The sequence below is a fragment of the Pararobbsia silviterrae genome, from assembly GCF_003628125.1.
GTDB lineage: Bacteria > Pseudomonadota > Gammaproteobacteria > Burkholderiales > Burkholderiaceae > Pararobbsia > Pararobbsia silviterrae.
Genome location: NZ_RBZU01000001.1, coordinates 331,925 through 357,085 on the forward strand (window position 1 = coordinate 331,925; position 25,161 = coordinate 357,085).

23 protein-coding genes are annotated in these 25,161 nt (G+C 63.9%); 10 read left to right on the forward strand and 13 right to left on the reverse strand.

Features of this window, described 5'->3' with window-relative positions:
• Positions 1-49 precede the first annotated feature (49 nt).
• The 7 genes from D7S86_RS01445 to mnmE all read right to left on the reverse strand — a co-directional run bounded on the left by D7S86_RS01445 (position 50) and on the right by mnmE (position 5,226).
• Positions 50-325, reverse strand: coding sequence for an XRE family transcriptional regulator (locus D7S86_RS01445; RefSeq protein ID WP_121082497.1), 276 nt, complete (start codon positions 323-325; stop codon positions 50-52).
• Positions 326-448: 123 nt separating this feature from the next.
• Positions 449-622, reverse strand: coding sequence for a hypothetical protein (locus D7S86_RS29735; RefSeq protein WP_166444083.1), 174 nt, complete (start codon positions 620-622; stop codon positions 449-451).
• Entirely contained in the window at positions 619-843 is a 225-nt protein-coding gene (locus D7S86_RS01450; protein WP_121082500.1) for a hypothetical protein, read from the reverse strand. Before D7S86_RS01450 ends, D7S86_RS29735 begins: the two co-directional genes overlap by 4 nt.
• 3 nt (positions 844-846) lie before the next feature.
• Entirely contained in the window at positions 847-1,104 is a 258-nt protein-coding gene (locus tag D7S86_RS01455) for a helix-turn-helix transcriptional regulator (protein ID WP_121082503.1), read from the reverse strand.
• A 129-nt stretch (positions 1,105-1,233) separates the two neighbouring features.
• Complete coding sequence (locus tag D7S86_RS01460) at positions 1,234-2,268, reverse strand: hypothetical protein (RefSeq protein ID WP_147432192.1); 1,035 nt, start codon at positions 2,266-2,268, stop codon at positions 1,234-1,236.
• A gap of 167 nt (positions 2,269-2,435) precedes the next feature.
• On the reverse strand, positions 2,436-3,665 hold the full coding sequence (locus D7S86_RS01465) for a tyrosine-type recombinase/integrase (RefSeq protein ID WP_121082509.1): 1,230 nt from the start codon (positions 3,663-3,665) through the stop codon (positions 2,436-2,438).
• A gap of 169 nt (positions 3,666-3,834) precedes the next feature.
• The gene (gene mnmE, locus D7S86_RS01470; protein WP_121082512.1) at positions 3,835-5,226 is read right to left on the reverse strand and encodes a tRNA uridine-5-carboxymethylaminomethyl(34) synthesis GTPase MnmE; all 1,392 of its coding nucleotides are present in this window, start codon (positions 5,224-5,226) and stop codon (positions 3,835-3,837) included.
• Positions 5,227-5,638: 412 nt separating this feature from the next.
• On the opposite strand from mnmE, the gene D7S86_RS01475 reads away from it, so the two are divergent.
• Positions 5,639-6,055: a transcriptional regulator gene (locus tag D7S86_RS01475; protein ID WP_121082514.1), complete on the forward strand. Its 417-nt coding sequence runs from the start codon at positions 5,639-5,641 to the stop codon at positions 6,053-6,055.
• Positions 6,056-6,534: 479 nt separating this feature from the next.
• Here D7S86_RS01475 and D7S86_RS01480 read toward each other — a convergent pair whose 3' ends face one another.
• Complete coding sequence (locus D7S86_RS01480; RefSeq protein WP_121082516.1) at positions 6,535-7,314, reverse strand: glutathione S-transferase; 780 nt, start codon at positions 7,312-7,314, stop codon at positions 6,535-6,537.
• 409 nt (positions 7,315-7,723) lie between these two features.
• Between D7S86_RS01480 and D7S86_RS01490 the strand changes: the two genes are divergently transcribed.
• Entirely contained in the window at positions 7,724-8,878 is a 1,155-nt protein-coding gene (locus tag D7S86_RS01490) for a methyltransferase (RefSeq protein ID WP_121082519.1), read from the forward strand.
• A gap of 76 nt (positions 8,879-8,954) precedes the next feature.
• Here D7S86_RS01490 and D7S86_RS01495 read toward each other — a convergent pair whose 3' ends face one another.
• On the reverse strand, positions 8,955-10,199 hold the full coding sequence (locus tag D7S86_RS01495; protein WP_240647992.1) for a TIGR03862 family flavoprotein: 1,245 nt from the start codon (positions 10,197-10,199) through the stop codon (positions 8,955-8,957).
• 507 nt (positions 10,200-10,706) lie between these two features.
• Here D7S86_RS01495 and D7S86_RS01500 point away from each other — a divergent pair.
• On the forward strand, positions 10,707-11,672 hold the full coding sequence (locus D7S86_RS01500; protein ID WP_240647949.1) for a glycosyltransferase family 2 protein: 966 nt from the start codon (positions 10,707-10,709) through the stop codon (positions 11,670-11,672).
• A gap of 176 nt (positions 11,673-11,848) precedes the next feature.
• Here the strand turns inward: D7S86_RS01500 and D7S86_RS01505 are convergent, their stop codons facing one another.
• The 3 genes from D7S86_RS01505 to D7S86_RS01515 all read right to left on the reverse strand — a co-directional run bounded on the left by D7S86_RS01505 (position 11,849) and on the right by D7S86_RS01515 (position 16,386).
• Positions 11,849-14,287 carry a DNA-binding protein gene (locus D7S86_RS01505; RefSeq protein WP_121082528.1) on the reverse strand — a complete coding sequence of 813 codons (2,439 nt, stop codon included), beginning with the start codon at positions 14,285-14,287 and terminating at the stop codon, positions 11,849-11,851.
• 210 nt (positions 14,288-14,497) lie between these two features.
• Positions 14,498-15,688 (reverse strand): ADP-heptose--LPS heptosyltransferase, encoded by a 1,191-nt coding sequence (locus D7S86_RS01510; RefSeq protein WP_121082531.1) that lies wholly within the window; start codon positions 15,686-15,688, stop codon positions 14,498-14,500.
• A 104-nt stretch (positions 15,689-15,792) separates the two neighbouring features.
• Positions 15,793-16,386, reverse strand: coding sequence for a 5-formyltetrahydrofolate cyclo-ligase (locus tag D7S86_RS01515; RefSeq protein WP_276313248.1), 594 nt, complete (start codon positions 16,384-16,386; stop codon positions 15,793-15,795).
• 20 nt (positions 16,387-16,406) lie between these two features.
• Here D7S86_RS01515 and D7S86_RS01520 point away from each other — a divergent pair, with 20 nt between their 5' ends.
• From D7S86_RS01520 to D7S86_RS01535, 4 genes are all read left to right on the forward strand, one after another.
• Positions 16,407-18,374 (forward strand): lytic transglycosylase domain-containing protein, encoded by a 1,968-nt coding sequence (locus D7S86_RS01520; protein WP_121082534.1) that lies wholly within the window; start codon positions 16,407-16,409, stop codon positions 18,372-18,374.
• A 104-nt stretch (positions 18,375-18,478) separates the two neighbouring features.
• Complete coding sequence (locus D7S86_RS01525) at positions 18,479-19,435, forward strand: complex I NDUFA9 subunit family protein (protein WP_121082537.1); 957 nt, start codon at positions 18,479-18,481, stop codon at positions 19,433-19,435.
• Between the two features lie 48 nt (positions 19,436-19,483).
• On the forward strand, positions 19,484-20,131 hold the full coding sequence (locus D7S86_RS01530) for a glutathione S-transferase family protein (protein WP_121082539.1): 648 nt from the start codon (positions 19,484-19,486) through the stop codon (positions 20,129-20,131).
• Entirely contained in the window at positions 20,128-21,366 is a 1,239-nt protein-coding gene (locus D7S86_RS01535) for a multifunctional CCA addition/repair protein (protein WP_121082541.1), read from the forward strand. The genes D7S86_RS01530 and D7S86_RS01535 overlap by 4 nt, the downstream gene beginning before the upstream one ends.
• Before the next feature lie 143 nt (positions 21,367-21,509).
• Here the strand turns inward: D7S86_RS01535 and D7S86_RS01540 are convergent, their stop codons facing one another.
• Complete coding sequence (locus D7S86_RS01540; protein ID WP_121082543.1) at positions 21,510-22,751, reverse strand: class I SAM-dependent methyltransferase; 1,242 nt, start codon at positions 22,749-22,751, stop codon at positions 21,510-21,512.
• 15 nt (positions 22,752-22,766) lie between these two features.
• Here D7S86_RS01540 and D7S86_RS01545 point away from each other — a divergent pair, with 15 nt between their 5' ends.
• From D7S86_RS01545 to ttcA, 3 genes are read left to right on the forward strand one after another with little or no spacing between them, the layout of a single operon-like run.
• Positions 22,767-23,570, forward strand: a complete 804-nt coding sequence (locus D7S86_RS01545) for an SDR family oxidoreductase (RefSeq protein WP_121082546.1) — start codon at positions 22,767-22,769, stop codon at positions 23,568-23,570.
• A 13-nt stretch (positions 23,571-23,583) separates the two neighbouring features.
• On the forward strand, positions 23,584-23,979 hold the full coding sequence (locus D7S86_RS01550; RefSeq protein WP_121082548.1) for a dihydroneopterin aldolase: 396 nt from the start codon (positions 23,584-23,586) through the stop codon (positions 23,977-23,979).
• Between the two features lies 1 nt (position 23,980).
• Complete coding sequence (gene ttcA / locus D7S86_RS01555; RefSeq protein WP_205962726.1) at positions 23,981-25,036, forward strand: tRNA 2-thiocytidine(32) synthetase TtcA; 1,056 nt, start codon at positions 23,981-23,983, stop codon at positions 25,034-25,036.
• The last annotated feature ends 125 nt before the right edge of the window (positions 25,037-25,161 follow it).

A 25,161-nucleotide genomic window follows, 5' to 3' on the forward strand; every position in this document is an offset into this window, starting at 1 on the left:
ATGATTTCGATGGGGGATTGCGGCGCCGAACGGGTCGCGCCAGGCGAGGTTACTGCGCGTCGAGCGTGATCGTTGCGCCAGCTTTGCGCATCCGATTCAGCACCCGTTCGATGGTCGCCGAGTCCAATTCGAGTTGCGCCATCATCACGAAAAGCATCTGCGCACTCATGGGCCGTTGATTGTCCGGATTGGGGTTCGTATATTTGCGCCAGTGCTGATCCCCGGCAAGCCACGCGAGATCCGCCATTTGCTTGCCAGTGAGTTGCAGTTCGTCCTTCAGCGTCGCTAAATCTACCGGTGTTGGCGGGATGTATTTGATGGGCATGATTCTGCCTGCCGTGTATGGGCATGATGTTTCCGTCCTTTCGGGATAAGCGGGACTCGCAGATGCGTTTCCCTATGGACGGAAGATTAGCTCCCAAGGAGCTAATTTGCAAGAGGGTGTAATTCACTGCGTCACCCCCGTCTGTGCCGCATCGAGCAGCATCAACAGCACGTTGTTCAGATCCGCACGCGCGACGAGCATCGCCGGCTTACGCTCAGGGTCGGGGCTGGCGGACGTGCGAAGCCATACCAAAGCGGGGTCATCGGCGGGTTCCATGTGAGCGAAGATTGCACTCATGCCGCCTCCTTTTCGCCGGCCAGAAAATAGACGCCGATGCGATGATCGACGCCCGCTTCGGTGGCCTCGATGCGCGTGGGCGACCGCCCGAACTCGTGGGCGGTCGTGAGGCTATTGGCGGAAAGCTCGTGGACGCGAACCTGAACGAGAGCTGCATCGTTGACGCGGAGCGTTAGGGTCGTAGGTGCGCAGCGGCCCACTTGCATTTGGGTTGTGCGCATTGCTCAGCTCTCCGCTCGATAGCCGACCGGATCAGCAAACCAGCGATGCAATTCGCGATTCGACCACGCTGCACAGCGTTGGGTTAGATGAACACGACGCGGGAACCGGCCTTCCTTCTCGCGTTTGCGCAGAGTCTCGCGGCTGAAGGGGACAAGATCCCGCAGGTTGTTCCAGCGGGAGAATCCGTCGGCCGGTAATGCTTCGGGGGTGGGGAGAGACGCGCCGCCGATCGGTTGCGCGGTTGCTGCTTTGGTCGCCATGAATTGACCCTCGTCGAAGGTGGTTAATCATGGCGAAAGCGTATTTTCACAACTTCCGAAGAAAAAGCAGTCTCCGGCGTACGGCGTACAGCCTACGACGGAGAACGTACGATCTACGGCGGAGGCGCGTTAACGCCAGACCACGCCAATCTCAGTAGCTCGCGCTCTAATCCAATCACGCACGGTTCTCTGGCTGAATGTGAACCCTTTTCCTGGAATATCGGAAAGCCAGGTCTCGAAGTATTGCCCAGCTTTTTCGGCCGAAGAAAATCGACTGGTGTCGCGCTCCCATTCCGCAAGGACAAGCGCTTGGGCCTCCCTGTTTTTCTTGTGGCGTTTGGCATTAAGATCTGCTGATCTCTTTTTCTTGGCTTGCATTTGCTCAGCAATGTGTTTTTCCTGCAGTTCCTTTGAGGCCGCCGATAACACCTGATCGACTTTTTCCGCAAGATCCCTCCTGACCTTGTTCACTTCGTCATACTTGGACGCACAGGTTATCGCCTCCATTGCATCTATCGCGGCTTCGCAAGCAAATCGGAAATCAGTATTTATCGGACGGCAGAATTTACCAGTGCTTCCTTCCTTTACTTCAACAAATTTTCTCGTCGCCTCATAAAGCTCGACCATCATTTTTTCTGCGGCGGCCGACTCGCCCTCGGGCTCCATCCATCTGTTAATATACCAAATTGATTTTTCGACATATTTCAACGCCAACGCAGCGAAATACAGCGACTCCGATTGATCGCCGAAAGCAGTTTCGGAAAGATCAAACCAATCTATGCACGAATCGAGCGCCCGCACTTCCGTAGTATTTGTTTCGTCTGGAATATCGAGATCATCTCTATAGCGATCATTGAATTCGTTGATTTCTAAACGATATTCATCCCAATCATCGCCATAGAAATGACGCTCCACATGGAAATATCCAATCGCACGCTGGTCACCATCCTCCGCTCGCCTTCGCAGAGCGCTAACCTCGTCCTCATACAAAGTTTCAAAGAAGATCGAGACCCATTCCTCAATCGTCTCTTGTGCAGATCGCACCTCGATCGATGCGCGTTTATTCAAATACCGACGAGCTCGATGCGCAATGTCCAAGAGGTGCGGGATGATCGACGCCTCAACCGGCGAAATCATCGGGTCGAACGTATCTTCTGACAGCATTGCGCCCTCACGCAAAGCCCTTTATGAGGAACCGCGCCAGTCCGGTAAGGGAGCCGGTTTTTCGGGGATCAGCCTAGGCGCGGTTTGATTTTCCGTCGCCATAGATTGGCAACGATTGCTAATTATTGTAGATCGGAATACTGTATTTTTATACAGATGAAAGTCAGTCAGGCAGCAGAACCGAATTTGCCAATAACGACCTTGCGTCCTTCATCAATCTGGCCGTCGACGAACTCGGCCCATAGCTGCAGGATCCGCCGCCGCTCGTCGGCATACTCCGCCCGGTTGTAGACGCCCTTGATGCCCTTGATCGTGTGTGCGAGTGCCTTCTCGATCGCGTCCGACGATTGCCCCATCTCGTGCAGGTGCGTGCTGGCGGTGCGACGGAAGTCATGCAAGACGAAGTGCTGGACTTCCATGTCAAGTGCGCGGATCGCTTGGTTCAGCGTGCTCTTAGCGATCGGTCGATCGGTGCCGCGCACGGTCGGGAACACGTATTCCTGGCTGGTGCGCCCTTCGTGGAGTTCGCGCAGCATCGCGATGGCCTGCGGCGCAAGATAGACCCAGTGCTCACGGTCCTTTTTCATGCGTTCCGCGGGGATGCGCCAGATACCCTCGTCGAGGTTGAACTCGTTCCAGCGGGCTTCGATCAGCTCGGACTTGCGGACCATCGTCAGCACCAACAGATGAATCGCCAGCTTCAACGGCCGGCGGATGCTGGACGCGTACACGGCACGCAGTACCCGGCCGAGCTCTTCTGGCGACAGCACGCGGTCACGACTTTCCTGAGTGGCTACAAAACGGGCGACAACCGCCGCGGCGGGGTTGATCGTCACAAATTGGCGCGCGATCGCGTACTCGAACATGCGCTTGATGACGTTGCGAGTGTGGAGCGCCATCTTTGGCGAGCCGCGCTTCTTGATCCGGTCGCAGATCGCCAGCACGTCTCCGGGCGTCACATCGGGCAGCGGCTTATTGCCGATCGCTGGATATACGTCCTTTTCTAGTGCGCGGTTCGTGGTCCTTCGGTACTCGTCGGACTTGTCGCTCATCTGCTGCTCGGTCCAATAAGCGCCGAAGTCCCGCACCGTGTTCAAGCTCTTCTCTGCGCCGCGGTCCTTCTTGGCATCGGCCATTGGCGAGACACCGCCAGCGACGATCTCAGCATATCGACGGGCGCGCTCCCGCGCCGCCATCAGGCTGGTGGCGGGGTATTCGCCAATCGTGACGACGGGTTGCTGTTTGCCGTGTAGCGAGTACCGATAGCGCCAGATTTTCGAGCCGGACGCCATCACCTCAAGCACTAGGCCGCCACCGTCCGAAACGGCGTAGCGATTCGCCTTCGGCTTGAGCGCCTTGATGCGCGTGTCATTCAGGGGCGTGGCGAGCTTGGGCATGTCGTTAGTACACAGGGGAAAGTACACAAGCGCTTTGTGTACTTAAATGTGTACTAATAGGGACTGGCTGTCAATTGCAGAGGTTTGGCAAACGTGGAAGGCAAGAGCCTTTCTGATAATGGAGTTTCGGCGATTGGGTTGCGAAAGATTGACAGCGCTGGGCAACCGGTTATTTTCCAATACAAAACCGACTGAAAATCACCCCCAGCAAATCATCCGAACTGAATTCGCCCGTAATCGAATTGAGCTGGTCCTGAGCGAGTCGTAATTCCTCCGCGAACAGATCGAGGGATTCGGAGCGTTGCTCGGCGTGCTCGTGCGCAATCGACAGATGTCCGGATGCCGCGCGCAAGGCAGACAGATGCCGTTCGCGCGCGAGAAACACGTCCTCGCCGCCCGGCTGCCAGCCCGCGATCTTCAGCAGCGCCGCACGCAGCAGATCAATGCCCTCGCCGTCGCGCGCCGATAGCCGGACTTCGACGCCCTCGCCCGCATCGTTCGATACGACCTCCGCATGTTCACCCGCGAGATCGATCTTGTTGACCACGCGCAGCACCGGGACACCCGCCGGGAATCGCGTCGCGATCTCGACGTTCTCCGCCGTCATGCCCGTGCGCGCATCAAGCAGATGCAACACGACGTCGGCACGTTCGATCTCGCTCCACGAACGCGCGATCCCGATGCGCTCGACTTCGTCGTCGGTCGCACGCAGCCCCGCCGTGTCGATCACGTGCAAGGGAATGCCTTCGATCTGGATCGTTTGCGCGACCTTGTCGCGCGTCGTCCCCGCGATCGGCGTCACGATCGCCAGCTCGGCGCCCGCCAGCGCGTTCAGCAACGACGACTTGCCGACGTTCGGCTCGCCGGCGAGCACGACCGACATTCCCTCGCGCAACAACGCACCCTGCCGCGCCTCGGCGAGCACGCGCTCAAGCGACGCGCGAATGGCCGCCAGCTTGCCGCGAGCGTTCGCGGCCTCAAGGAAGTCGATCTCCTCTTCCGGAAAATCGAGCGTGGCCTCGACGAGCATTCGGAGGTTGATCACGTCGTCGACGAGCGCATGCACGAGTCTCGAAAACGCACCGTCGAGCGAACGGCCCGCGGATCGCGCGGCAGCCTCGGTGCTCGCTTCGATCAAATCGGCGACGGCCTCGGCCTGCGCGAGATCGAGCTTGTCATTGAGGAACGCGCGCCGCGTGAACTCGCCAGGCTCCGCAAGACGCACGCCGATCGCGCGCCCCGCATCGAGGCAGCGCTGAAGCAGCAACTGCATGATGACCGGCCCGCCGTGCGCCTGCAGTTCGAGTACGGCTTCGCCCGTATACGAATGGGGGCCGGTGAAATACAACGCGATACCGCGATCGAGCACCGCGTTGCGCGCATCCCGAAACCCGCAATAGTGCGCATGGCGCGGCGTGAGCGGCTGGCCGCAAATCGCCTCGATCATCGCTTCGACGACTTCGCCACGATGCCCGCCGAACGACACGCGCACGACCCCGATACCGCCTCGGCCGGCGGCAGTCGCTATCGCGGCAATCGGATCGTGGTCGGTCGCAAGCATGGTCGGCTCTCAATCAATCGCGCACCGGTCGGGGCACGATGGGGTGGCGGCGCATTGTAGCGTGTCGTCAATCGACGCGGCGCGCGTAGCCAAGTACCGGGCCCGCGATCGCACGGATGGACCTCCTGTACAGAAAAGGCTGATTCGCGCTCAGTGCGCGACTCAGTCGACACTGGATCGGCGCTGATTTAAACCAGGCGGGATATCCGCGACAAGATGTCGCACGGCTGTCGCACGTATGCTCGGAAGGGTGTGCGCGGAACCCGCAAGCGATGGATTGGACGGCATTCGATAGAGACGGATGCGTGTGCGAGATCGCGCACGCGCGTCCGCGATGGCGCCTATCCGAGTCTGAACGAACGATCGCTTGGGTAGTTGAGCATCACGGAATTCCTGACTGCAGAATTCGCCCATGCCCTCAAATACCGAAAAACAGTCGTTCTCGCTTCGCCTGCGTGCCGCGCTCGATCATGCGACACGGGTTAGGGGCGCGACCGATCTTGCGCGTGAGTTCAACCTTCAGCATCGCGATGGCGAGGGTGTGAGCGTTCAAAGCGCCCATAAATGGCTGAGCGGGAAAGCCATTCCGACCGCGGACAAGTTGGGGACGCTCGCGCGCTGGCTCGGCGTGACCGAACATTGGTTGCACTACGGTCCGCCCCCGGACGCCGAAGCGTCGAGCGCGCTCGCCGGACCATCGGGCGACAAGGCGCGCTACGGATCGATCGAATGCGTGTCGCTCGCGCGCCGGATCGAAGCGTTGTCGCCGCGACATCGTTTGCTCGTCGAAGAGATCGTCATGCAGTTCCACGCGATATCGACGAATTGAAGTGGGTCGATGTGGGAGCGCGCCACACCGAAGGCACGCGGACCGTCCGAAGGGCACGCGAGCCGTCGTGCGCCACGCTCGCGGCGCGAATCCGCTCACGGCGCGCTTCATCCAGGCAAAAAATTCAGGCAAAAAAATAGCCCGGTGTAGATGGGCTACGCCGGGCTAAATCCATATCGGAGGACATGGAGGAGACAGTTCCAATGTACCGATTCGTTTTTTGCGTTGCAACAACAAAAAATTAAACGCTTTACCGACCATGGTGCTTCTTTGCGCTCTGGCACAGTCAATGCGTTGCAATCGCCCGCCGGGTGAGCCTTGCGGGGCAAGGATCATCGTCAAGCTGACGACATGTAATCGTTTGCGCAAACGGATGTAATCGAGCAATCGAGGCCTTCCTCTAGCGGCCCGACTCCCCAAAAATGGTGTGGTGCACATACGACTCGATCGGGCGCTTTTACCGCGCTGAACTTGAGGGTTCAGCCGGGCTGGCTCGTCGCGAGCCCGCGGTGATCGAGTTCCGGGTAGTGCCGGAAGATGCCGGACTCATTGAACGCAAGCCGGCGTGGAGACTCGAGGTAAGCGGCGATCCGCGCGAGTGCGCGCACGCGTTCGCGCAGCGCGGCGAGGCGCGGCCATGCGCGATCGAATCCCTCGACGGCAAGCGGGAATGCGTACTGCGTGCCTTCGACGATCTGGAATATCGATAAGTCGACATAGCTTCTCGATGCGCCGACCATCCACGCGTCACCCGCGGGATTTTGAGCCAGCACCCGCTCGAAGTAATTCATGAACTTCGGCACGCGATGCTCGAGGAACGCCTTCGTACGGGCCTTCGCGGCGGGCTTCTGATCTTCGAAATACAACGCGTTCGACAGCGGATGATGCGTGTCGTGTACCTCGCTCACATAATCGGCGATCGTGAGTTGCAGTCCGTGCGCCCAATACTTGCCTTGCTCGTCGGATGGGGCGAGTCCGTGTTTCTCACCGAGATAGAGGAGCGCGTTCGCAGTCTGGCAAAGCGTCAAATCGCCGATCTTGAGAAACGGCGGTGCGAATGGGATGACGGCTGCCTGCCGGTCCTTCATCGGCGCCAACATCGCTCGCACGCCGCCGTGCTCCGCCGTGGACTCGCGGGCGACGTCGACATAGGGTTCGCCGGCTTCTTCAAGCGCGAGTCGAATGAACTCGCCGCGTCCCGGCAGCCCATCCCAATAGTGAAGTTCGTAGTGCGGACGTTTGCTTCGTGTGTCGGACATGGATTCTCCGTGACTCAAGGGATCTCGGAATCCCGTATCAAACGGGCTCGGGCCGGGTGCTACGGCACGCGCGTTCACCATAACAGAACGCGCCATGCGAGCTCGATCGCGCAAACGGCGAGCGGCAAAAGCCGAAAGCCCGAAGCCCGGTGTCGCGCACCGATAGCGGAGAGGCAAGAGCTAAGGGCCAGGAGCTTAAAGGCCAAGTGCCGAGGACGAAGGACCAATGACGAATGAGCAAGGAGCAAGGAGCAAGGAGCAAGGAGCAAGGACCAAGGACCAAGGACCAAGGACCAAGGACCAAGGACCAAGGACCAAGGACCAAGAGCCCAACGGCCGGCCGGCCCCGCCGTGCGCTCACGCCACGGCCGCCACGGTAGAATCCGCTGTTTCACAGGCCCGTCACCTCATGAGCGCGAACCCGACAATCGAATGGACCGACGGCGATCTCACGCATTCGGCGCGTTGGCGCTCGGAAGCCGGATCGCCCCCGCCGCGCAGCGTCGTGGTCGCCGACGACACCTTGACCGCGGACACCGCCTATCGCCTGGCCAGCGAAGGCACGGCCCTGCTCTGGCACGGCGACTTTCAAAACGCGCGTCAGCTTCTTCAAGCAATCGCGCGTCGCGTCGACCGTCCGCCCAAGAAAAAGAAGGCCGCCCCCGCGACGCCGATCGATGCGTTCAATCAGCATCGGCAGGCGCAATCCCAACGCGCGCGCACACTCAACGCACTGCTGATCCCGATCGAGCCCGACTACGGCATCGCCTTGCGTCGTGCGCCCGATATGCGCGCCGCATGCGAACAGGCATACGGCCCCGCCGACGATCAGCCCTCGGTCGCCTCCTTGCGCGAACTTCAAGGGCTCGTCGGCGCCTACGAGTGGCGCAAGAAGGGCGTTGAGATCCCCGCGCTCGGCGAGCGGATCCATCCGCACTACGGCGTCTTCTCTCCGGTGCGCGGCGAATATCTCGATCTGATCGCCGAAGCGCCGCTGCCCGCGACCACGCTCGCATTCGATATCGGCACGGGCACGGGCGTCATCGCGGCATTGCTCGCCAAACGGGGCGTCGAGCGCATCGTGGCAACCGATCAGGACCCGCGCGCGCTCGCATGCGCGCGCGACAACATCGACCGGCTCGGCTATGCCAAGCGTGTCTCGATCGTCGAGGCGGACCTGTTCCCTGAAGGCCGGGCGCCCCTCATCGTCTGCAATCCGCCGTGGCTGCCCGCACGGCCGAGTTCGCCGCTCGAACACGCGATCTACGATCCCGAGAGCCGCATGCTCAAGGGCTTTCTCGCCGGACTTGCCGCGCATCTGACACCGAATGGCGAGGGATGGTTGATCCTCTCGGATCTCGCCGAACATATCGGTCTGCGCGAACACGACACGTTGACGAATGCGTTCTCGCACGCCGGTCTCAAGGTGCTCGACAAGCGCAGCATCCGACCGCGGCATCCGAAGGCGAGCGACGCCGACGATCCGCTTCATGCGGTACGTTCGCGCGAAATGACCTCGCTCTGGCGGCTTGGCGTGGCCGCATCGGACGGGCCCGCGTCGTGAGTCGCAAGCGGGTTTGAGTCGATGCGTTCGGCGTCCAACCGTGAAGAAGCGGACGGCGGACGACGGCTTCGCGCCGCTACCGCGTCTCTCCGAGATACGCCACGACGCCGCGCCCCGCCACGCGGCCGCTCGCGAAACAGGCGGTCAACAGATAGCCTCCTGTCGGCGCTTCCCAATCGAGCATCTCGCCCGCGCAAAACAGGCCCGCGCGTCCGCGCAGCATGAGCCGTTCATCGAGCGATTCGAACCTCACGCCGCCCGCGCTGCTGATCGCTTCCTCGATCGGCCGCGCGCGCTCGACGCGCAGCGGCAGGCGCTTGATCGCCGCGGCCAGCCGCGCCGGATCGTTGAAATCCGCCTTCGCCACGCATTCGTATACGAGTCCGGCCTTGACGCCCGCGATCCCGAGCCGGCTTCGCAGATGACTCGACATCGATCGCGATCCGCGCGGATGACGGACCTCGTCCAAGACGCGCGCCTCGCTGAGTCCAGGCGCGAGATCGAGCACGATCGTCGCGTGTCCGTGCTCATGGATCGTTTCACGGATCACGGACGATAGCGCGTAGACGAGACTCCCCTCGATGCCCGTCTCGGTCACGACGCATTCGCCCTGGCGCATCGGCGTCGTGCCCTGTGCAGTCACGACGCCGAGCGAGACGGATTTGATGAAGTCGCCCGCGTGACGCGTGCGAAAGTGCTCGCTCCACGCCACGTCGAAGCCGCAGTTCGCCGGTTGAAGTTGCTCGACGTCGATCCCCGCTGCACGCAGCCATGCAACCCACGCGCCGTCGGAACCGAGTCGCGGCCAACTGCCGCCTCCGAGCGCAAGCACGACGGCGTCGGCCGTGAACGGCCTTTCACCGTCAGGCGTTTGAAACCGAAGCGCGAACGGCGACGGCCTGCCTGCGTCGTGCGTCCCCGCCGTAGCGGACCCGCGTGCGGCATCCGTCGTTTCAAACGCGCCCGTCCATCGATGACGCATATGAAACCGCACACCGAGTTCGCGCAGTCGATGCAGCCAGGCGCGCAGCATCGGCGCGGCTTTCATATCGGTCGGGAAGACGCGTCCGGACGTTCCGACGAACGTTTCGAAACCGAGCGCATGTGTCCACGCGCGCAGCGCCTCGGGACGCATGCACTCGACGATCGGCGCGAGCGCGTCGCGTCGCGCGCCGTATCGCGACAGGAAGGCCTCATAGGGCTCGGCGTGCGTGAGGTTCATGCCGCCCTTGCCCGCCATGAGGAACTTGCGCCCGACGGACGGCATCGCGTCGAACAGATCGACCGCGAACCCGGCTTGCGCGATGGTCTCGGCGGCCATCAGACCGGCGGGGCCGCCGCCGATGACGGCGATGACCGGACGCGTCGCATCGTGCGTCGGTGCGCGATGCGACGCATCGGCGGGCAGTGTCGAATGCGCGGCCTGGCCGCGATGTTCCTCGTTTTCCATGCAATGCTCTGATTAAACGGTGCGACGGTGCGACGGTGCGACGGTCCATCGCACGTCCCGGACGCGACGCGCGGCGGCGCTCGGTGTCGTCCGAATGCCTTTCGACCCGTACGCTGGATCGATAGGATCCGATCTAACGAAGCGCGGACGAGACCATACCGCGAACGCCAGCGCCGCGCGAGTGCCGCGCCGCACGGCGCGGCTCAGGCCGTCGTCGGGCCCTATTGTGCGGTCGGGCACGGACGCGTGTCGGCGCACCTGCGAGACTCCTTTCGGAAAGGTTGCGCGAGAACGGATCGCGGATAGTGGATCGCCGCGCCGGTAGCCGGTTCGTGACCTAGACTCAAAGCGTATGTCCCGTGCGAAGGGGAGTCCGACGTGAACGACAGAGAAGTGCTCGTTTCAATCTGCATTCCGACCTGCGATCGGCCGGAGTTGCTCGAACTTGCGCTCGCGTCATGCCTCGCCCAGACCCACGCGCCGATCCAGATCGTCGTCGGCGACGACTCGCGCAACGATGCGACGCAGACGATGATGCGCACGCGCTACGGTAACGACAGCCGTATCCACTACGTGCGCAACACGCCGCCGCTGGGCCAGGGCCTCAACGTCGCGAGTCTGTTCACGCGCGCCGAAGGCGACAAGATTCTGCTGCTGCACGACGACGATCTGCTCGAACACGATGCGATCGAATCGCTGCTCGGACTCTGGCAACGGCATCCCGATCTCGAGATCGCGTTCGGCGATCAATACGTGATCGATATCCACGGCGCCGTCGATCTCGAACAAAGCCGCGCGGGTAATATCGCGTTTTATCGTACGAAGGCCGCGGAAGGGCTGCAGAAAGCGCCGGGCCGCACGGGCCTCGTTTCGATGTTTCCGAACAACGGCTGGCTCGCGAACGCGGATCTCGTCAAGCGCGTGAACTACAAGGCGCAATTCGGTTCGGGCTGCGATTTCGCGTTCGGCGTCGAGGTCTGTCTCGCGGCGTCGAAGATCTACTACCTCAAGCGATACGTCTCGTCGTATCGCGTGACGCCGGGTGCGATTTCGCAGACCACCGGGGCATCGATGAATTCGGCCGCGGTCGAAGCCTATCGGATCGTGCATGGATTGCGGCTCGCGCGCGAACTCGAACCGGCGCGGCGCGTGGCGTACAAACGCATGGTGCCGATCGTCGTCTCGACGCTCTCGCGGCACGACGAACCGGTCAAAAGCCTCAAGCTCGCGCTCATGCATCTGCATGCGTACAACTACGGGCTGAGTCCGCGCTTCTACTACCACATGCTGCTGATCGGCAAATCGATGCTGCATCGCAAGCGCGGCCGCCTCGCGAATACGTGAACGCCATCGTCGAGCATCGAAGGTCATAAAGCATTCGATGCAAGCCGCCCGATCGCGGCATCGCCCCCTGAAAAACAAACACCCTACGGCGCAACGCGCGCGTAGGGTGAGGGTGGCGCGGCCGCGAAGCCGCTGCAATCAAGCGTATCGAGTCGTATTGGCCCGTCTCGACCCGATCAGCGCGCCGGTTCCGCCTGACGCTGCCGTTGCGCCTGCTCGGCTTGACCGGCGGCAATCGTCTGCTCCTGGACGTCGAGCCGCAGCAACGGGTGCGTCGGGTTCATCGCGCCGAGTTCGGCGCTGAGCTGGTTGCGCAGCGCCGCTTCGCCGGCCGCACGCGATTCAAACAGCGCGTTGCGTTCCATCGCGTCGTTCAGATGCTGCTTGAGCTTCTTCGCATACGCGTCCCACTTCTCGTAGTTGCTGTGGACTTCTTCCATCTCGGCGTTGCGGCGTTCGACTTGCGACGCCAGTTCGCGCTGGAGCTCCGTGGCCTTCTTCACCGCGTCGTTGCTCGCTTCGCGTTCGGAGACGAGGTCCTGCTGCGCCGCATTGATCGTCGTCGCGAGTTCGGCCAGGCGTGCATCGAACTCGTTCGCGCGCGTTTCCGCCGCGACGACGCGCGAGTCCGCATAGTCGAGTTCATTCAACAGACGATCGATCTCGGCCTGCTGGTCGCCCGAAACGGCCGATCCGGCGGGCGCGGCGGCGGCGAGCTGCTCGCGTTCGGCGTCGAGCATCTGGATCGAGCGGCGCAGATCGTCGTTCTCGCGCGTGACCTGCGCGAGCGATTCGGCATGGCTCGCGCGATGCTCGGCGAGTTCGGCGTGCGCTTGGGCAAGTTCGATCCCGAGTTCGGTCACGCGCGACTGCAGCTCGCTCTGACGCGAAGCCTCGCCGATCGACGCGACATGATTCGTGCGTTCGTTCTCGAGATCCGCCTGAGCCTGTTCGAGCGACGCGGCAAGCGTCGACGAACGCGCTTCGAGTTCAGACGAGTGCGCTTGGAGTTCGGACGCGCGGGCTTCACTCGACTCGATGCGCTGCGATTGCGCGGCAATCTGCGCTTCGAGCTCGGCCACCTTGGCCGCGTTCGTGTCGGCGTGCGCCGCGGCCGGCGACAATTCGGCGATCTCGGCATTCAACGCGTCGATCTTCGACTGCGCGGCCGCGACCTGACGTTCGAGCGCCTCGACGCTGGCCGCCGACGAGGCGGCTTGCGAGCTCAGGTTTTCGGATTGCGCGGCCACTTGCTGCGCGAGGCCGTCGGCATGCGAAGCCGACGAAATGATCTGCTCCTGCAGCGCATTGATCTGAGCCGTCGACTCCTGCGCTTGCTGGGTCAGGGCATCGACCTGCGCGACGGCCGCGGCATACCGCAGGCTCACGCTTTCGGCCTTGGCTGCGGCGTCGGCGTGTTCGCGGCGCAGCGTGTCCATTTCGGCTGCGGCATGCGCGCGTTCCTTGATGAGCGCGTCGAGTTGCGCAGCCGATTCGGCGTTCTTCGACATCAGCGTATCGACCTGCGCGGCCGAGATCTCGCCTTGCTGGCTCAAGCTGTCGATCTGCGCTGCCGCGCCGCTTGCCTGCTGCGAGAGGGCGTCGATGCGCGCGGCCGATTCGGTGGCTTCGCGCGTCAGTTGCTCGACCTTGGTCGCATATTCGCCGGCTTGCTTCGCGAGGGCGTCAGCACCGGCGCTCGATTCGGCGACGCGCTTGTCGGCATCGGCAAGCCGCGCGTTGAGGCCATCGATCTGCGTGCCGAGTTCGGCGATGCGGGCTTCGCCTTCGCTGGTCTTCGCGCTTGAATCGGCCGCGGCGTTCTTGGCTTCGGATGCCTGATTGGCGAGCTCGCTCGCGAGCGCGCTGACTTCGGTGACCTGAGCGTTGAGCTTCGCGATCTCGGCGTCCTTCGCCAGGAGCTGCGCGTTGAGCGCGTTGACCTGGGCCGCGTGCGCCGCGCCCTGATCGGCGAGCGCCTGGAGTTCCTTCAACTGCTGCGCGTACGCGGTGTTGTCCTCGAGGCGCTGTTCGTTCGCGGCCGCGAGTTCATTGCGCGCGCGTTCGAGATCGGTCGCCAACTGGAGCATCTTGTGCTCCGAGTCGGTCGAGCGCGCTTCGGCCTGCTCGGCGCGACTGTTCGCGTAGATCAGGTCCGCGGCGACGCGCGCGAGTTCGTCGCTTTTTTCCTGATACGAATCGGAAAGCTCGCCCTGGCGGCGGCGGTTGGCCTCGAGCTCCTCGACGGTGATCTGCAGTTCCTGAAGCGCTTCGTCGCGCTCGGCGTTGGCTTCGTCGATGCGCTTCGACGTGAGGCGCAGGCGGCGCGAGGCGTCCTTTTGTGCTTCCTCGTTCGCGGCCGACCAGAGCCGGTCGAGCGCCGACAGCATCAGATCCGAGATTTCGTTGGGCAGCGTCGGATGTTCCTGATGCTGGCCGAGCATCATCGATTGCGACTCGCGCCAGCGGCGCAGCGCTGCCGCGACCGTCACGATCGACCCGCCATGGACTTCGGACCAGACTTCGAGGGGAGAGACCTTGCGGCCTTCGACGGTCAGACGCTGGGCGATCTCGCTGACCAGATCGTCGCTCACTTCAGGGGTAATGCCAGCCATATTGCCTCGGCAATCGAATAGAGATGTGGACTCTGCGATTCATCTCGGGCGACGCCGGCGTTTCGGGGGATCCGCGGGCGCGCACCGTATTACGCAATGCGGTGGCGAGATCGCGGGCCGGCTTCCGGCACGTGCTCTTCGCCACGGTACAGGCGATACAGTAGCCGAATCGCCGCGTATCGATCGGCCAAACAGAGCGCCGAACGCCCCTTAATTCGCGACGGTTTTGAGGTGTTCGCGCGCGTCGTCATGCGATTCCCGCGACCCGGCGGCGCCGCGAAGCGCCGGACGCGGCTCGGGCAGCGGCATCGCATCGAGCGCGGCGTCGCGCCATGCGCGCGCGACAAGTTCGACGTCGTCGGGCGCTTCGCTCGAATGCACGCCGTACAGGCCCTCGATCCGGAAATCGACGGCCGTGCAGTGCGGGTAATCGCGTACACGCAGGGTCGGATCGATCGTCGTGAAGATCGCGGTCGTGGGCACGTCGAATCCCGCGGCGGCATGGACGGCGGCCGAATCCGCCGTGACGAGCGCGCGCGCGTGGCGGATCCAGCTCAGGAAGGCCGGGGTATCGGGCGCGTGCGACCGGATCGACGTGTAGCGCGGATGATCGATCGGCGTAAAACCGAGCACGGGCAAGCCGTAGGCGTCCCAGAGCCGATCGATCCACGCGGCGTGGACCGCCGCCGGAATGGTTCGCACGCGACTGCTTGCATCGGGACTGAACAGCACGTAGGGCGCGTCGCGCCACGGCGCGGGCAGAGCGGGCAGCGCGAGCTCGGCAAGCCAGCGGTTCGCTTTCGCATGGGGCGGCACCTGGGCGGCGTCGACGCCGATCGCCTGAAGGAAGAAATCGATCATCGGCGTGGTCGCGAACGACGGCCAGAACACGATATTGCCGATGTCGACGATGCGTTCTTCCTTGGCGATGCTCGCGGCGGGCCAGGGCAGATCGCGCAGCGTCCCGAGGCCGATCGATTTTGCGAGCCGGTACAACTGCTCGACATAGTCGGGCGACGAGGCAGGCCGATAGAGCACGAGTTCGAGACTCGGATGCGTGCGGCGCAGCCAGTCGAGCGCCGTCAGCCCGATGATCGAGTCGCCGAGCACGACGCCCATCGCGCTGATCAGATGCACGACGTCGAGGTTCTGCGCGGGCAGGATGAACGGCCGCCGTGCGGCGCTCGAGACGTTGCGCAGCGTATCGAGTGCGCGCGGCATGCGTGTCGGAAACGGCCGGCCGCCGGTTTCGAAATCGTAAGGCAGCTCGATCAGGCGCGCGTCGGTGAGCCACGATCCCGCACGGGTCAGGATCGCTTGCCGATCCGCGGCGCCGATCGCGTCTGTCGCGTCTGTCGCGGCGGGCGTCGTCGGGTTCGGATCACGCGTATCGGTTTTCACAGGCGGCGGCCTCGTACGTCGTATGCGTTGCGCGCTACTTTACCGCGTCGGGCCTCGGGTGTCGGGACAGGCGCGCGACGCGGCGTCCGCGCATCGCGGCATCGTCACCAGATGCCCGACTCGCTCACGCCCACATCGAGCGCGACGTCGTGCGGCTCGCGCGGGAGGGTGTCGACGCGCCCCACATCGAACGCCACGCCGACGGCGATCGGCCGGCGTGCGCCGCGGGCCTCGAACGCCGCGAGCGTGCGATCGTAGAACCCGCCCCCATATCCGAGCCGAAACCGCGCGCGATCGATGCCGACGCACGGAATCAGCAGCAGGTCGGGTTCGACGTCGATGGGCATCTCGGGCACGGGAATGCCGAACAGGCCGCGGCGCGTCGGCGCGCCCGGACGCCAGGCATGGAACACCATCGGCGCGTGTCGTTCGACGACGACGGGTAGCGCGGATTGCGCGCGCGTATCGATCGCGAGCCAGCGCTCGATCGCGGGTCTCGGATCGAATTCACCCGCGATCGGCCAATAGATCGCGACACAGCGCGGCGCGCGTTCGACGAGCAGGTCCACGATCCGATCGGTGAATCGGGCATCGCGCGCGGGGTCGTGAACCAACTGTTGTCTCGATGCCAGCAAAGCCTTGCGCAGGGCCGTTTTTGAGCCAGCGGGCGCGGGATCGCATGCTATGCTGTGCGCCACTGAAATGCCTCGTGTCAATGATGTCGAAGAGTCTCGTTCGAGTATATCGCGTGGTCGCCGCCCTGATCGCCGGCACCGCGCTCGTTGCCTGCAGCAGTGCTTCGCCGATCCGCTCGCAGGCTCCGGCCGAACTTTCCACGGACGATCTCGCTTTCATTCAGCTTCGCGATGCCGCGCGTCAGAACGACGCGGCGCAGGCCGCGAGTCTCGCGGCGCAGTTGTCGAGCTATCCGATCCCGTCGTACGTCGACTACTTCGCGCTCAAGCCTCAGTTGTTCGACGGCTTCGGCCACGCGAACCCGAACGCTCCCGACGATGCGATCCTCGCGTTTCTGAGCAAATACGACGGACAGGCGATCGCGGACCGGCTCCGCAACGACTATCTGCTCGTGCTCGGCGCACGCCACGACTGGAAGAATTTTGACGCGCAATATCCGCGCTTCGCGCTCGACGACGATACGCAAGTCAAGTGCTATGCGCTCGAAAGCCGGCTCAATCACAACGAGAACGTCGGCGATGCGGCGCGCGCGTTGCTCGTCGAGCCCAAGTACTACGGCGACGCATGCGTCGACCTCATCACCGCGCTGGCGCTCAAGGGGCAGTTCACGTCCGACGATGTCTGGCAGCAGATCCGCATCGCGTACGAGGACAACTACGTCAACACGGGCAACCGGATTGCCGATGCGCTCGGTCCGCAACGACCCGACGACACGCTGCTCGATCTCGCGGCGAACAAGCCGCCGCTGCTGCTCGCGCGCGGCGTCGCGATGAACGCGCCGTCGCATCAGCTCGCATTGCTCGCGATCACGCGGATGGCGCGCAACGATCCGGCGATCGCGGCCGCGACGTATTCGTCGATCGTCCAGGCGCTTGCGCCTGAAGAACGCGCGATCGGATGGGGCACGATCGCGTATCAGGCCGCGCTCAAGCAAGTACCGGGCGCCGTCGATTGGTACCGCTTGTCGGTCAATGCGCCGCTCTCGTCGCCGGCTTATGAATGGCGCGTGCGCGCGGCGCTCGCGATCGGCGACTGGACGATGGTCCGCTGGGCGACGGAATCGATGCCCGCCGCGCTGCGCGCGCGACCCGCATGGATCTATTGGCACGGCCGCGCGCTCAAGGCGCTCGGCGATCCCGTCGGCGCGGCCGCCGATTTCGGCCTGGTCGCGACGCGCTTCGATTTCTACGGACAGCTTGCGACCGAAGAGCTCGGCAATCCGATCGTCGTGCCGCCGCGCACGTCGGTGACCGACGATGAAATCCGCGCGATGCGCAATGTGCCGGGTTTCCTGCTCGCGCAGCGTTTCTACGCGATGAATCTGCGTTTCGAAGGGAATCGCGAATGGAACTGGGCGTTGCGCGGCATGACCGACCATCAGTTGCTCGCGGCCGCGCAGTATGCGAAGTCGATCGAGCTCTATGACCGCGTCGTCAACACGGCCGATCGCACGCAGCAACAGCATGACTTCTCGCTGCGCTATGCGGCCCCGTTCAAGGACATCGTCGAGCGCGACGCGAAGCAGAACGATCTCGATGTCGAGTGGGCCTACGGTCTGATTCGCCAGGAATCGCGCTTCGTGATCGCCGCGCAATCGGGCGTCGGCGCGCAAGGGCTCATGCAGTTGATGCCCGGCACCGCGAAGCTCGTCGCGCGCAAGATCGGTCTCGGGCCCTTGTCGCCCGACCAGATGTCGGACATCGACACGAATATCCTGCTCGGAACGACGTATTTGTCGATGGTCTACAATCAGTTCGACGGTTCGGCCGTGCTGGCCTCGGCGGCCTACAACGCGGGACCGGGTCGCTCGCGTCAATGGAAGGCGGCGCTCGCGAAGCCCGAAGAGGGCGCGATCTTCGCGGAGACGATTCCCTTCACCGAGACGCGCGACTACGTGAAGAACGTGTTGTCGAACACCGTGTATTACGCCGCGTTGTTTGAAGGCAAACCGCAATCGCTCAAAGTGCGGCTCGGCTTTATCGAGCCCTGACCATCGAGCCCTGACTCGGCGCACCGGCGATCGCTACGGCTAGGAAGCGGCGCCCGCGCGGCGCATGACGGGCCACGCGCATCGTCGACGTCGGGAGGGCGAAATTGGAACACAACACCGTGGTGGTGCTCGGCGCGTCCGGGTTTATCGGCACCAGCGTGATCAACCGGCTCGTCGCGCGCGGCCATGTCGTCAAGGTCGCGACGCGGCGTCGCGCGCATGCGCAGTCTCTGCTCATGCTGCCCGTCGACGTCGTCGAAACCGATATCCATGATCTTCAGAAGCTCACGGCGCTCGTATCGGGATGCGATGCCGTGATCAATCTCGTGGGCGTCTTGCACGGCGGAAGCGGCGATCCGTACGGGCCCGGTTTTTCGGTCGCGCATGTCGAACTCCCGCAGAAGCTCGTGCTCGCGTGCCGCGCGACGAAGCTGCGCCGCGTCGTGCACGTCAGCGCGCTGCATGCGGACCCCGAAGGGCCGAGCATGTATCTGCGTTCGAAGGGCGACGGCGAGCGCGTGCTGCGCGACGCGCGCGAGCTTCAGACGACGATCTTCCGGCCCTCGATCGTGTTCGGCCCCGGCGATCGCTTTCTGAACACGTTCGCGAAGCTTCAGCGCCTGTTTCCCGTGATTCCGCTCGCGTGCCCCGATACGCGTATTCAGCCGGTCTTCGTCGGCGATCTGGCCGACGCGATCGTCAACGCGCTCGATCTCGATCTGACGTTGAACACGACGTATGACGTCGTCGGCCCGCGCAGTTATACGCTCGAAGAACTCGTGCGCTTCGCGGGCGTCGTGATCGGACATCCGCGCAAGATCATTCGCTTGCCGTCGTCGCTCGCGCATCTGCAGGCGCTGAGTTTTGAAATGTTGCCCGGCGAACCGCAACTGACGCGCGATAATCTCGCTTCGTTATCGATCGATGTGACGTCGGACGTGCGGCTGCCGCCCGAACTCGGCGTGCGGCTCACGAGTCTCGAAGCCGCCGCGCTCGAGTACATGCGAGGCAGCGCGACGCAGGCCCGGTTCGACGAGTATCGCGCGGGTGCGCGCCGATAGCGACGACGCGTCTCGCTTCGACGTTGCACGTTTTCCCGAGAGATCCCCATGAAGCTCGTGATTGCCAACAAGAACTACTCGTCATGGTCGATGCGTCCATGGCTGCTGCTCAAGCATTTCGACATCCCGTTCGACGAAGTGCTCGTGCTGCTGCGGCAGGCGGATACGCATGAACGGATCCTCGAACATTCGCCGTCGGGCCGCGTGCCCGCGCTCGTGTGCGACGAGGGCCATGTCGTATGGGATTCGCTCGCGATCGCCGAAACGCTCGCCGAGCGTTATCCCGCGCATCGGCTGTGGCCTGCCGATCCGATCGAGCGCGCGCACGCGCGATCGATCAGCGCCGAAATGCACTCGGGCTTCAGCGATATCCGCGAGGCGATGCCGATGAACATCAAGATGCGTCGGCCCGATATCGGTCAGCGCGAGCAGTATCGGCCTTCGGTGTCGCGCATCGATGCGCTATGGCGCGCCTGTCTCGCGAAGCACGACGGCCCGTTCCTGTTCGGTGAATTCGGCATTGCCGATGCGATGTATGCGCCCGTCGTCATGCGCTTCATGTCGTACGAGCCCGTCGGACTGTCGTCCGAGTCGCGCGCGTATATGGAGCGGGTGAAGGCCTTGCCGGCCGTCGTCGAATGGATCGCCGGATCGCAGGGCGAGCCCGCGATCGCCGCTTACGACGAGATCGCATGAAAGTCTATGTCGTAGGCGGGGCGATCCGCGATACCTTGCTCGGCCTGCCCGTCAAGGACCGCGACTACGTGGTCGTCGGCGCGACGCCCGAGCAGATGGTCGCGCAAGGGTTTCGTCCGGTCGGCAAGGACTTTCCGGTGTTTCTGCATCCGCGCACGCAGGAGGAATATGCGCTCGCGCGGACCGAGCGCAAGACCGCGCTCGGCTATCACGGGTTTCAGTTCTACTTCGCGCCCGACGTGACGCTCGAAGAGGACCTCGCGCGGCGCGATCTCACGATCAACGCGATGGCGCGCGAGTGCGCGCCCGACGGAACGTGGATCGGCGAGATCGTCGATCCGTATCAGGGACGGCGCGATATCGCGGACCGCGTATTTCGCCATGTCGGCGAAGCGTTTGTCGAAGACCCGGTTCGGATTCTGCGGCTGGCGCGCTTCGCGGCGCGGTTTTCGGATTTCACGGTCGCCGACGAGACGCGCGAACTCATGCGGCGCATGGTCGAGGCGGGCGAAGTCGATGCGCTCGTGCCCGAGCGCGTCTGGCAGGAACTGTCGCGCGGACTCATGGAAGACGCGCCGTCGAAGATGTTCGAGGTCTTGCGCGACTGCGGCGCGCTCGCGCGGATCCTGCCCGAGGTCGACCGGCTCTGGGGCGTGCCGCAGCGGGCCGACTACCACCCTGAAGTCGATACGGGCGTGCACGTCATGATGGTGCTCGATCACGCCGCGCGGCAGGGACATGGGTTGTCCGTGCGCTTTGCCGCGCTCACGCACGATCTCGGCAAGGGCACGACGCCGGCCGATATCCTGCCGCGGCATATCGGACACGAGGGGCGCAGCGTCGATCTGCTCAAGCCGTTGTGCGATCGGCTCAAGGTGCCGAACGACTGCCGCGATCTCGCGGTGCTCGTCGCGCGCGAGCACGGCAACGTCCATCGCGTGCGCGAGTTCGGCGCCGCGGCGATCGTGCGCATGCTCGAACGATGCGACGGCCTGCGCAAGCCCGACCGGTTCGAGCAGGCACTTCAGGCCTGCGAAGCCGATGCGCGCGGCAGGCTCGGCTTCGAGGACAGCGCGTATCCGCAGGCGGACCGCTTGCGTCATGCGCTGAACGCGGCGCGCGGCGTCGATGCGGGGGCGGTGGCCGCGCAATACGCGGACCAGCCCGCGAAGATCAAGGATGCGGTGCATGCCGCGCGTGTGGCGGCTGTGGAATCGGCCCTTGCGACGGTGTGAATGATGCCCGTGCGCTGAGCGCCGCATGATCATCGGCCGAACGCCGCAGCGGTTGCGGCGTCGGCATCGTCGCGGCGTGATCGGCGCGTCGCGCCGGGCGGCGGTCGAAGTGACGTTCGAAGTGACGCTCGACGCGGCGGGCGTTACAGCGTGTGCGACCGGTCGCCGCTCACAAAGGCGGTGATCGCATCGGGATCGACGCCTTTGCCGAACGCGATGACCTTGAAGAGCTCGCCCATTTCGGCTTCCGAGACGAGCTTCTGCACGGCGTTCGCGGCCGGCAGAAACGAAAGCGTTTCGCGCGGATCGAACTCGGTCAGCGTGTCGGCGAGGCCGCTGTTGAGCAGGAAGCGGCCCTGCGTCATATAGCCGAGCAGATCGGCGCCCGCGTCGATGCCGGCCTGAGCGATGCCCGTGAAATCGACGTGCGCCGTGATGTCCTGCAAGCCCGGGTAGACAAACGGATCGCCGTGCGCGCGGTGACGGTAGTGGCACATGAGCGTGCCTTCGACGCGCTGCGGATGGTAGTACTCGCGCTCGGGGAAACCGTAGTCGATCAGCAGGATCACGCCGCGTTCGAGTTTTTCGGCGAGCGTGCGCGTGAAGGCGCGCGCGGCTTCGTGCGATTCCGTCACGAACCCTTCGTCGGCGTCGATCGTGTCGAGCACGCTCAGCAGCGCGTCGTCGAGCGGCGTGGCGCGGTCGCTCCACGCGAAACGCGAACGCGTACCGGATCCGGACGTCGTGCCCGCATGGCCTTCCGTGCCGCCTTCCGCGTCGACGACGACGCCGCGTTCGAGCCAGCCGTCTTGCGCGCGCGTATGGAGCCGGACCGGCATCGCGTCGAGGACTTCGTTGCCGATCACGACGCCTTCGATGCGCTCGGGCAGCGTGTCGAGCCATTCGACGCGATCGACGAGATGCGGTACGCGCGCCGCGATCGTCTGACGTTGTTGTTCGCGCAGGGCGCCCGAGAGGTCGACGATCGTGTAGCGGTCGAACGGGATCGACCATTGATCGAGCGTTTCGAGCAGGCCCGCCGCAAGCTTGCCGGTGCCCGCGCCGAATTCGTAGAGCGTGCGCGTGCCCGAGCCGACCAGCGCGTCCGCGACCGGGCGCGCGACGGTGCGCGCGAACAGGGGCGTGAGTTCGGGGGCGGTCACGAAGTCGCTGCCGTCCTCGGGACGGCGTCCGAAACGCACCGAACCGCCGCTGTAGTAGCCGAGTCCGGGCGTGTAGAGCGCGAGTTCCATGAAGCGCGAGAAAGGCAGCCAGCCGCCGGCCGCCTCGATCTCGCGTGCGATGCGCTCCACGAGGGCCGCCGAGTGCGCGAGGCCGTCCTCGTCGGGAGCAGGTAAACTACCGGGTTCAAGATCAGATGCCATAGCCCGGCATTGTAAATGAGCGACCGAATCACCTCGACCCTTTCCGACCCGCCTCGCCGTGTCGCGCTGATCACCGGCGCGGGCCGGCGCATCGGCCGTGCGCTCGCGCTCGGCTTCGCGGCGCATGGGTGGGATGTTGGCGTTCACTATCACCGATCGCGCGATGCAGCCTCGATGGTCGTCGAGGAGATCGAGGTATTGGGGCGCCGGGCGATCGCGCTCGAGGCCGATCTGGCCGACGAAGCGGCGGTGGCGAGTCTCGTGCCGGATCTGGCCGATGCGCTGGGCGTGCCGAACTGCGTGATCAATAGCGCGGCGGTGTTCGAGGAGGACGGCGCGACCGATTTCCGCTGCGACACGCTCGCGCGGATGATGCAGATCAACGTCGGCGCGCCGCTTGTGCTGGCGCGGGCGCTGCATGCCGTGACGCCCGACGCCGCGGTCGACGACGAGCGTTTGCGCGGCGTCGTGATCAATGTGCTCGATCAGAAGCTGTACAACCTGAACCCCGATTTCCTGTCGTACACGCTGAGCAAGGCCGCGCTCGACACCGCCACGACGATGCTTGCCGAGTCGCTCGCGCCGAAGCTGCGCGTGGTCGGGCTTGCGCCGGGGCTGACCTTGCAGTCGTTCGACCAGAGTCCGGAGGCGTTCGAGCGTGCGCATGCAAAGACGCCGCTGCGTGCGGGTTCGCGTCCGGCCGATCTTGTCGAAGCCGCGCTGTATCTGGCCGAGGCGCGCGCCGTCACGGGCACGACCTTGCTCGTCGACGGCGGCGAGCACCTGAACCCGTCGCTGCGCCCGGGCGCCGACCATTAGAACGAGATCCGCCATGTCCTTCGTCCTGTCCCACCCGAGTCTTGCCGAGTGTCGCCGGCTGTTTCTGCGCAATTACGAAGTGCAGATGAAGATCGGCGCGTACGAGTCGGAGAAGGCGGGGACGCAGCGCGTGATTTTCAACATCGATCTGTTCGTGACGCTCGCCGCGTCGACATCCGTCGCCGACAAGCTGACCGAGGTGGTCGATTACAACCTGATGCGCAACACGATTGGACAACGCGTGGCCGCCGGCCACGTCCATCTGCAGGAAACGCTGTGCGACGACATCGCACAGGCCATGCTCGATCATCCGTCCGTGCGCGCGGTGCGAGTGTCGACCGAGAAGCCGGATGCCTATCCGGACTGCGAATCGGTCGGAGTCGAAGTTTTCAGAATCAAGGCAGCCTGACATGAACGCTCCCCACGAGCCCGGCGCACTGTTTGCGTCCCCTGAACTTGCGTCCACCGATGTGGCGTCCGCTGACGTCGCGTCCGCTGAACGCGCATCGGCCGAGTCGGCGCATACCGACGCCGCGGCCGCGCCGGCGCGGGTGCATCCGAGCACGCGCCGCGAGCAGCGCGATCAGTACGAGAACAACAAACTGTTCAAGCGTCTCGCGCGCCAGGTCGGCCAGGCGATCGGCGACTTCAAGATGATCGAGGATGGCGACAAGGTCATGGTCTGCCTGTCGGGCGGCAAGGACAGTTACGCGATGCTCGATATCCTGCTGCGCCTGCGCGAGCGCGCGCCGATCGACTTCGAGATCGTCGCCGTGAATCTCGATCAGAAGCAGCCGGGCTTTCCCGAGCATGTGCTGCCCGAATACCTGACGAAGCTTGGCGTGCCGTTTCATATCGAGAATCAGGACACGTACAGCATCGTCAAGAAGCTCGTGCCCGAGGGCAAGACGACGTGTTCGCTGTGTTCGCGTCTGCGGCGCGGGATTCTGTATCGCGTGGCCGGCGAGCTCGGCGCGACGAAGATCGCGCTCGGCCATCATCGCGACGACATTCTGCAGACGCTGTTCTTGAATCTGTTTTACGGCGGCAAGCTCAAGGGCATGCCGCCCAAGCTGCAATCGGACGACGGCAAGAACATCGTGATCCGGCCGCTTGCGTACGTGAACGAACTCGATCTCGAACGTTATGCCGAGCTGCGTGAATTCCCGATTATTCCGTGCACTTTGTGCGGCAGTCAGCCGAACCTCAAGCGTGCGGAAATGAAGGCGATGATTCGCGATTGGGACAAGCGATTCCCGGGGCGCATCGAGAATATGTTCAATGCGTTGTCGAATGTCGTGCCGTCGCATCTGATGGATCGCAATCTGTTCGGTTTCGAGGGATTGCGTGCGACGGGGCAGGCCGATCAGAACGGCGATATCGCGTTCGATGAAGATCCGTGCGGGACTGAGTCCGCGCGTCCCGCGGAGCAGGCCATTTCGTTCGTCAAATTCGACGAGGATTGATTCGCGAATCGTCGCTTTTCGATGCTTGGGCGCGTGCGTCGCGACTGTTGTAAATGAGCCCGTAAGCCCTTACGCGTCAAGGATTTGACGTGTGGGGTGCGTGCTAGAATCCCGCTTCATTTCTT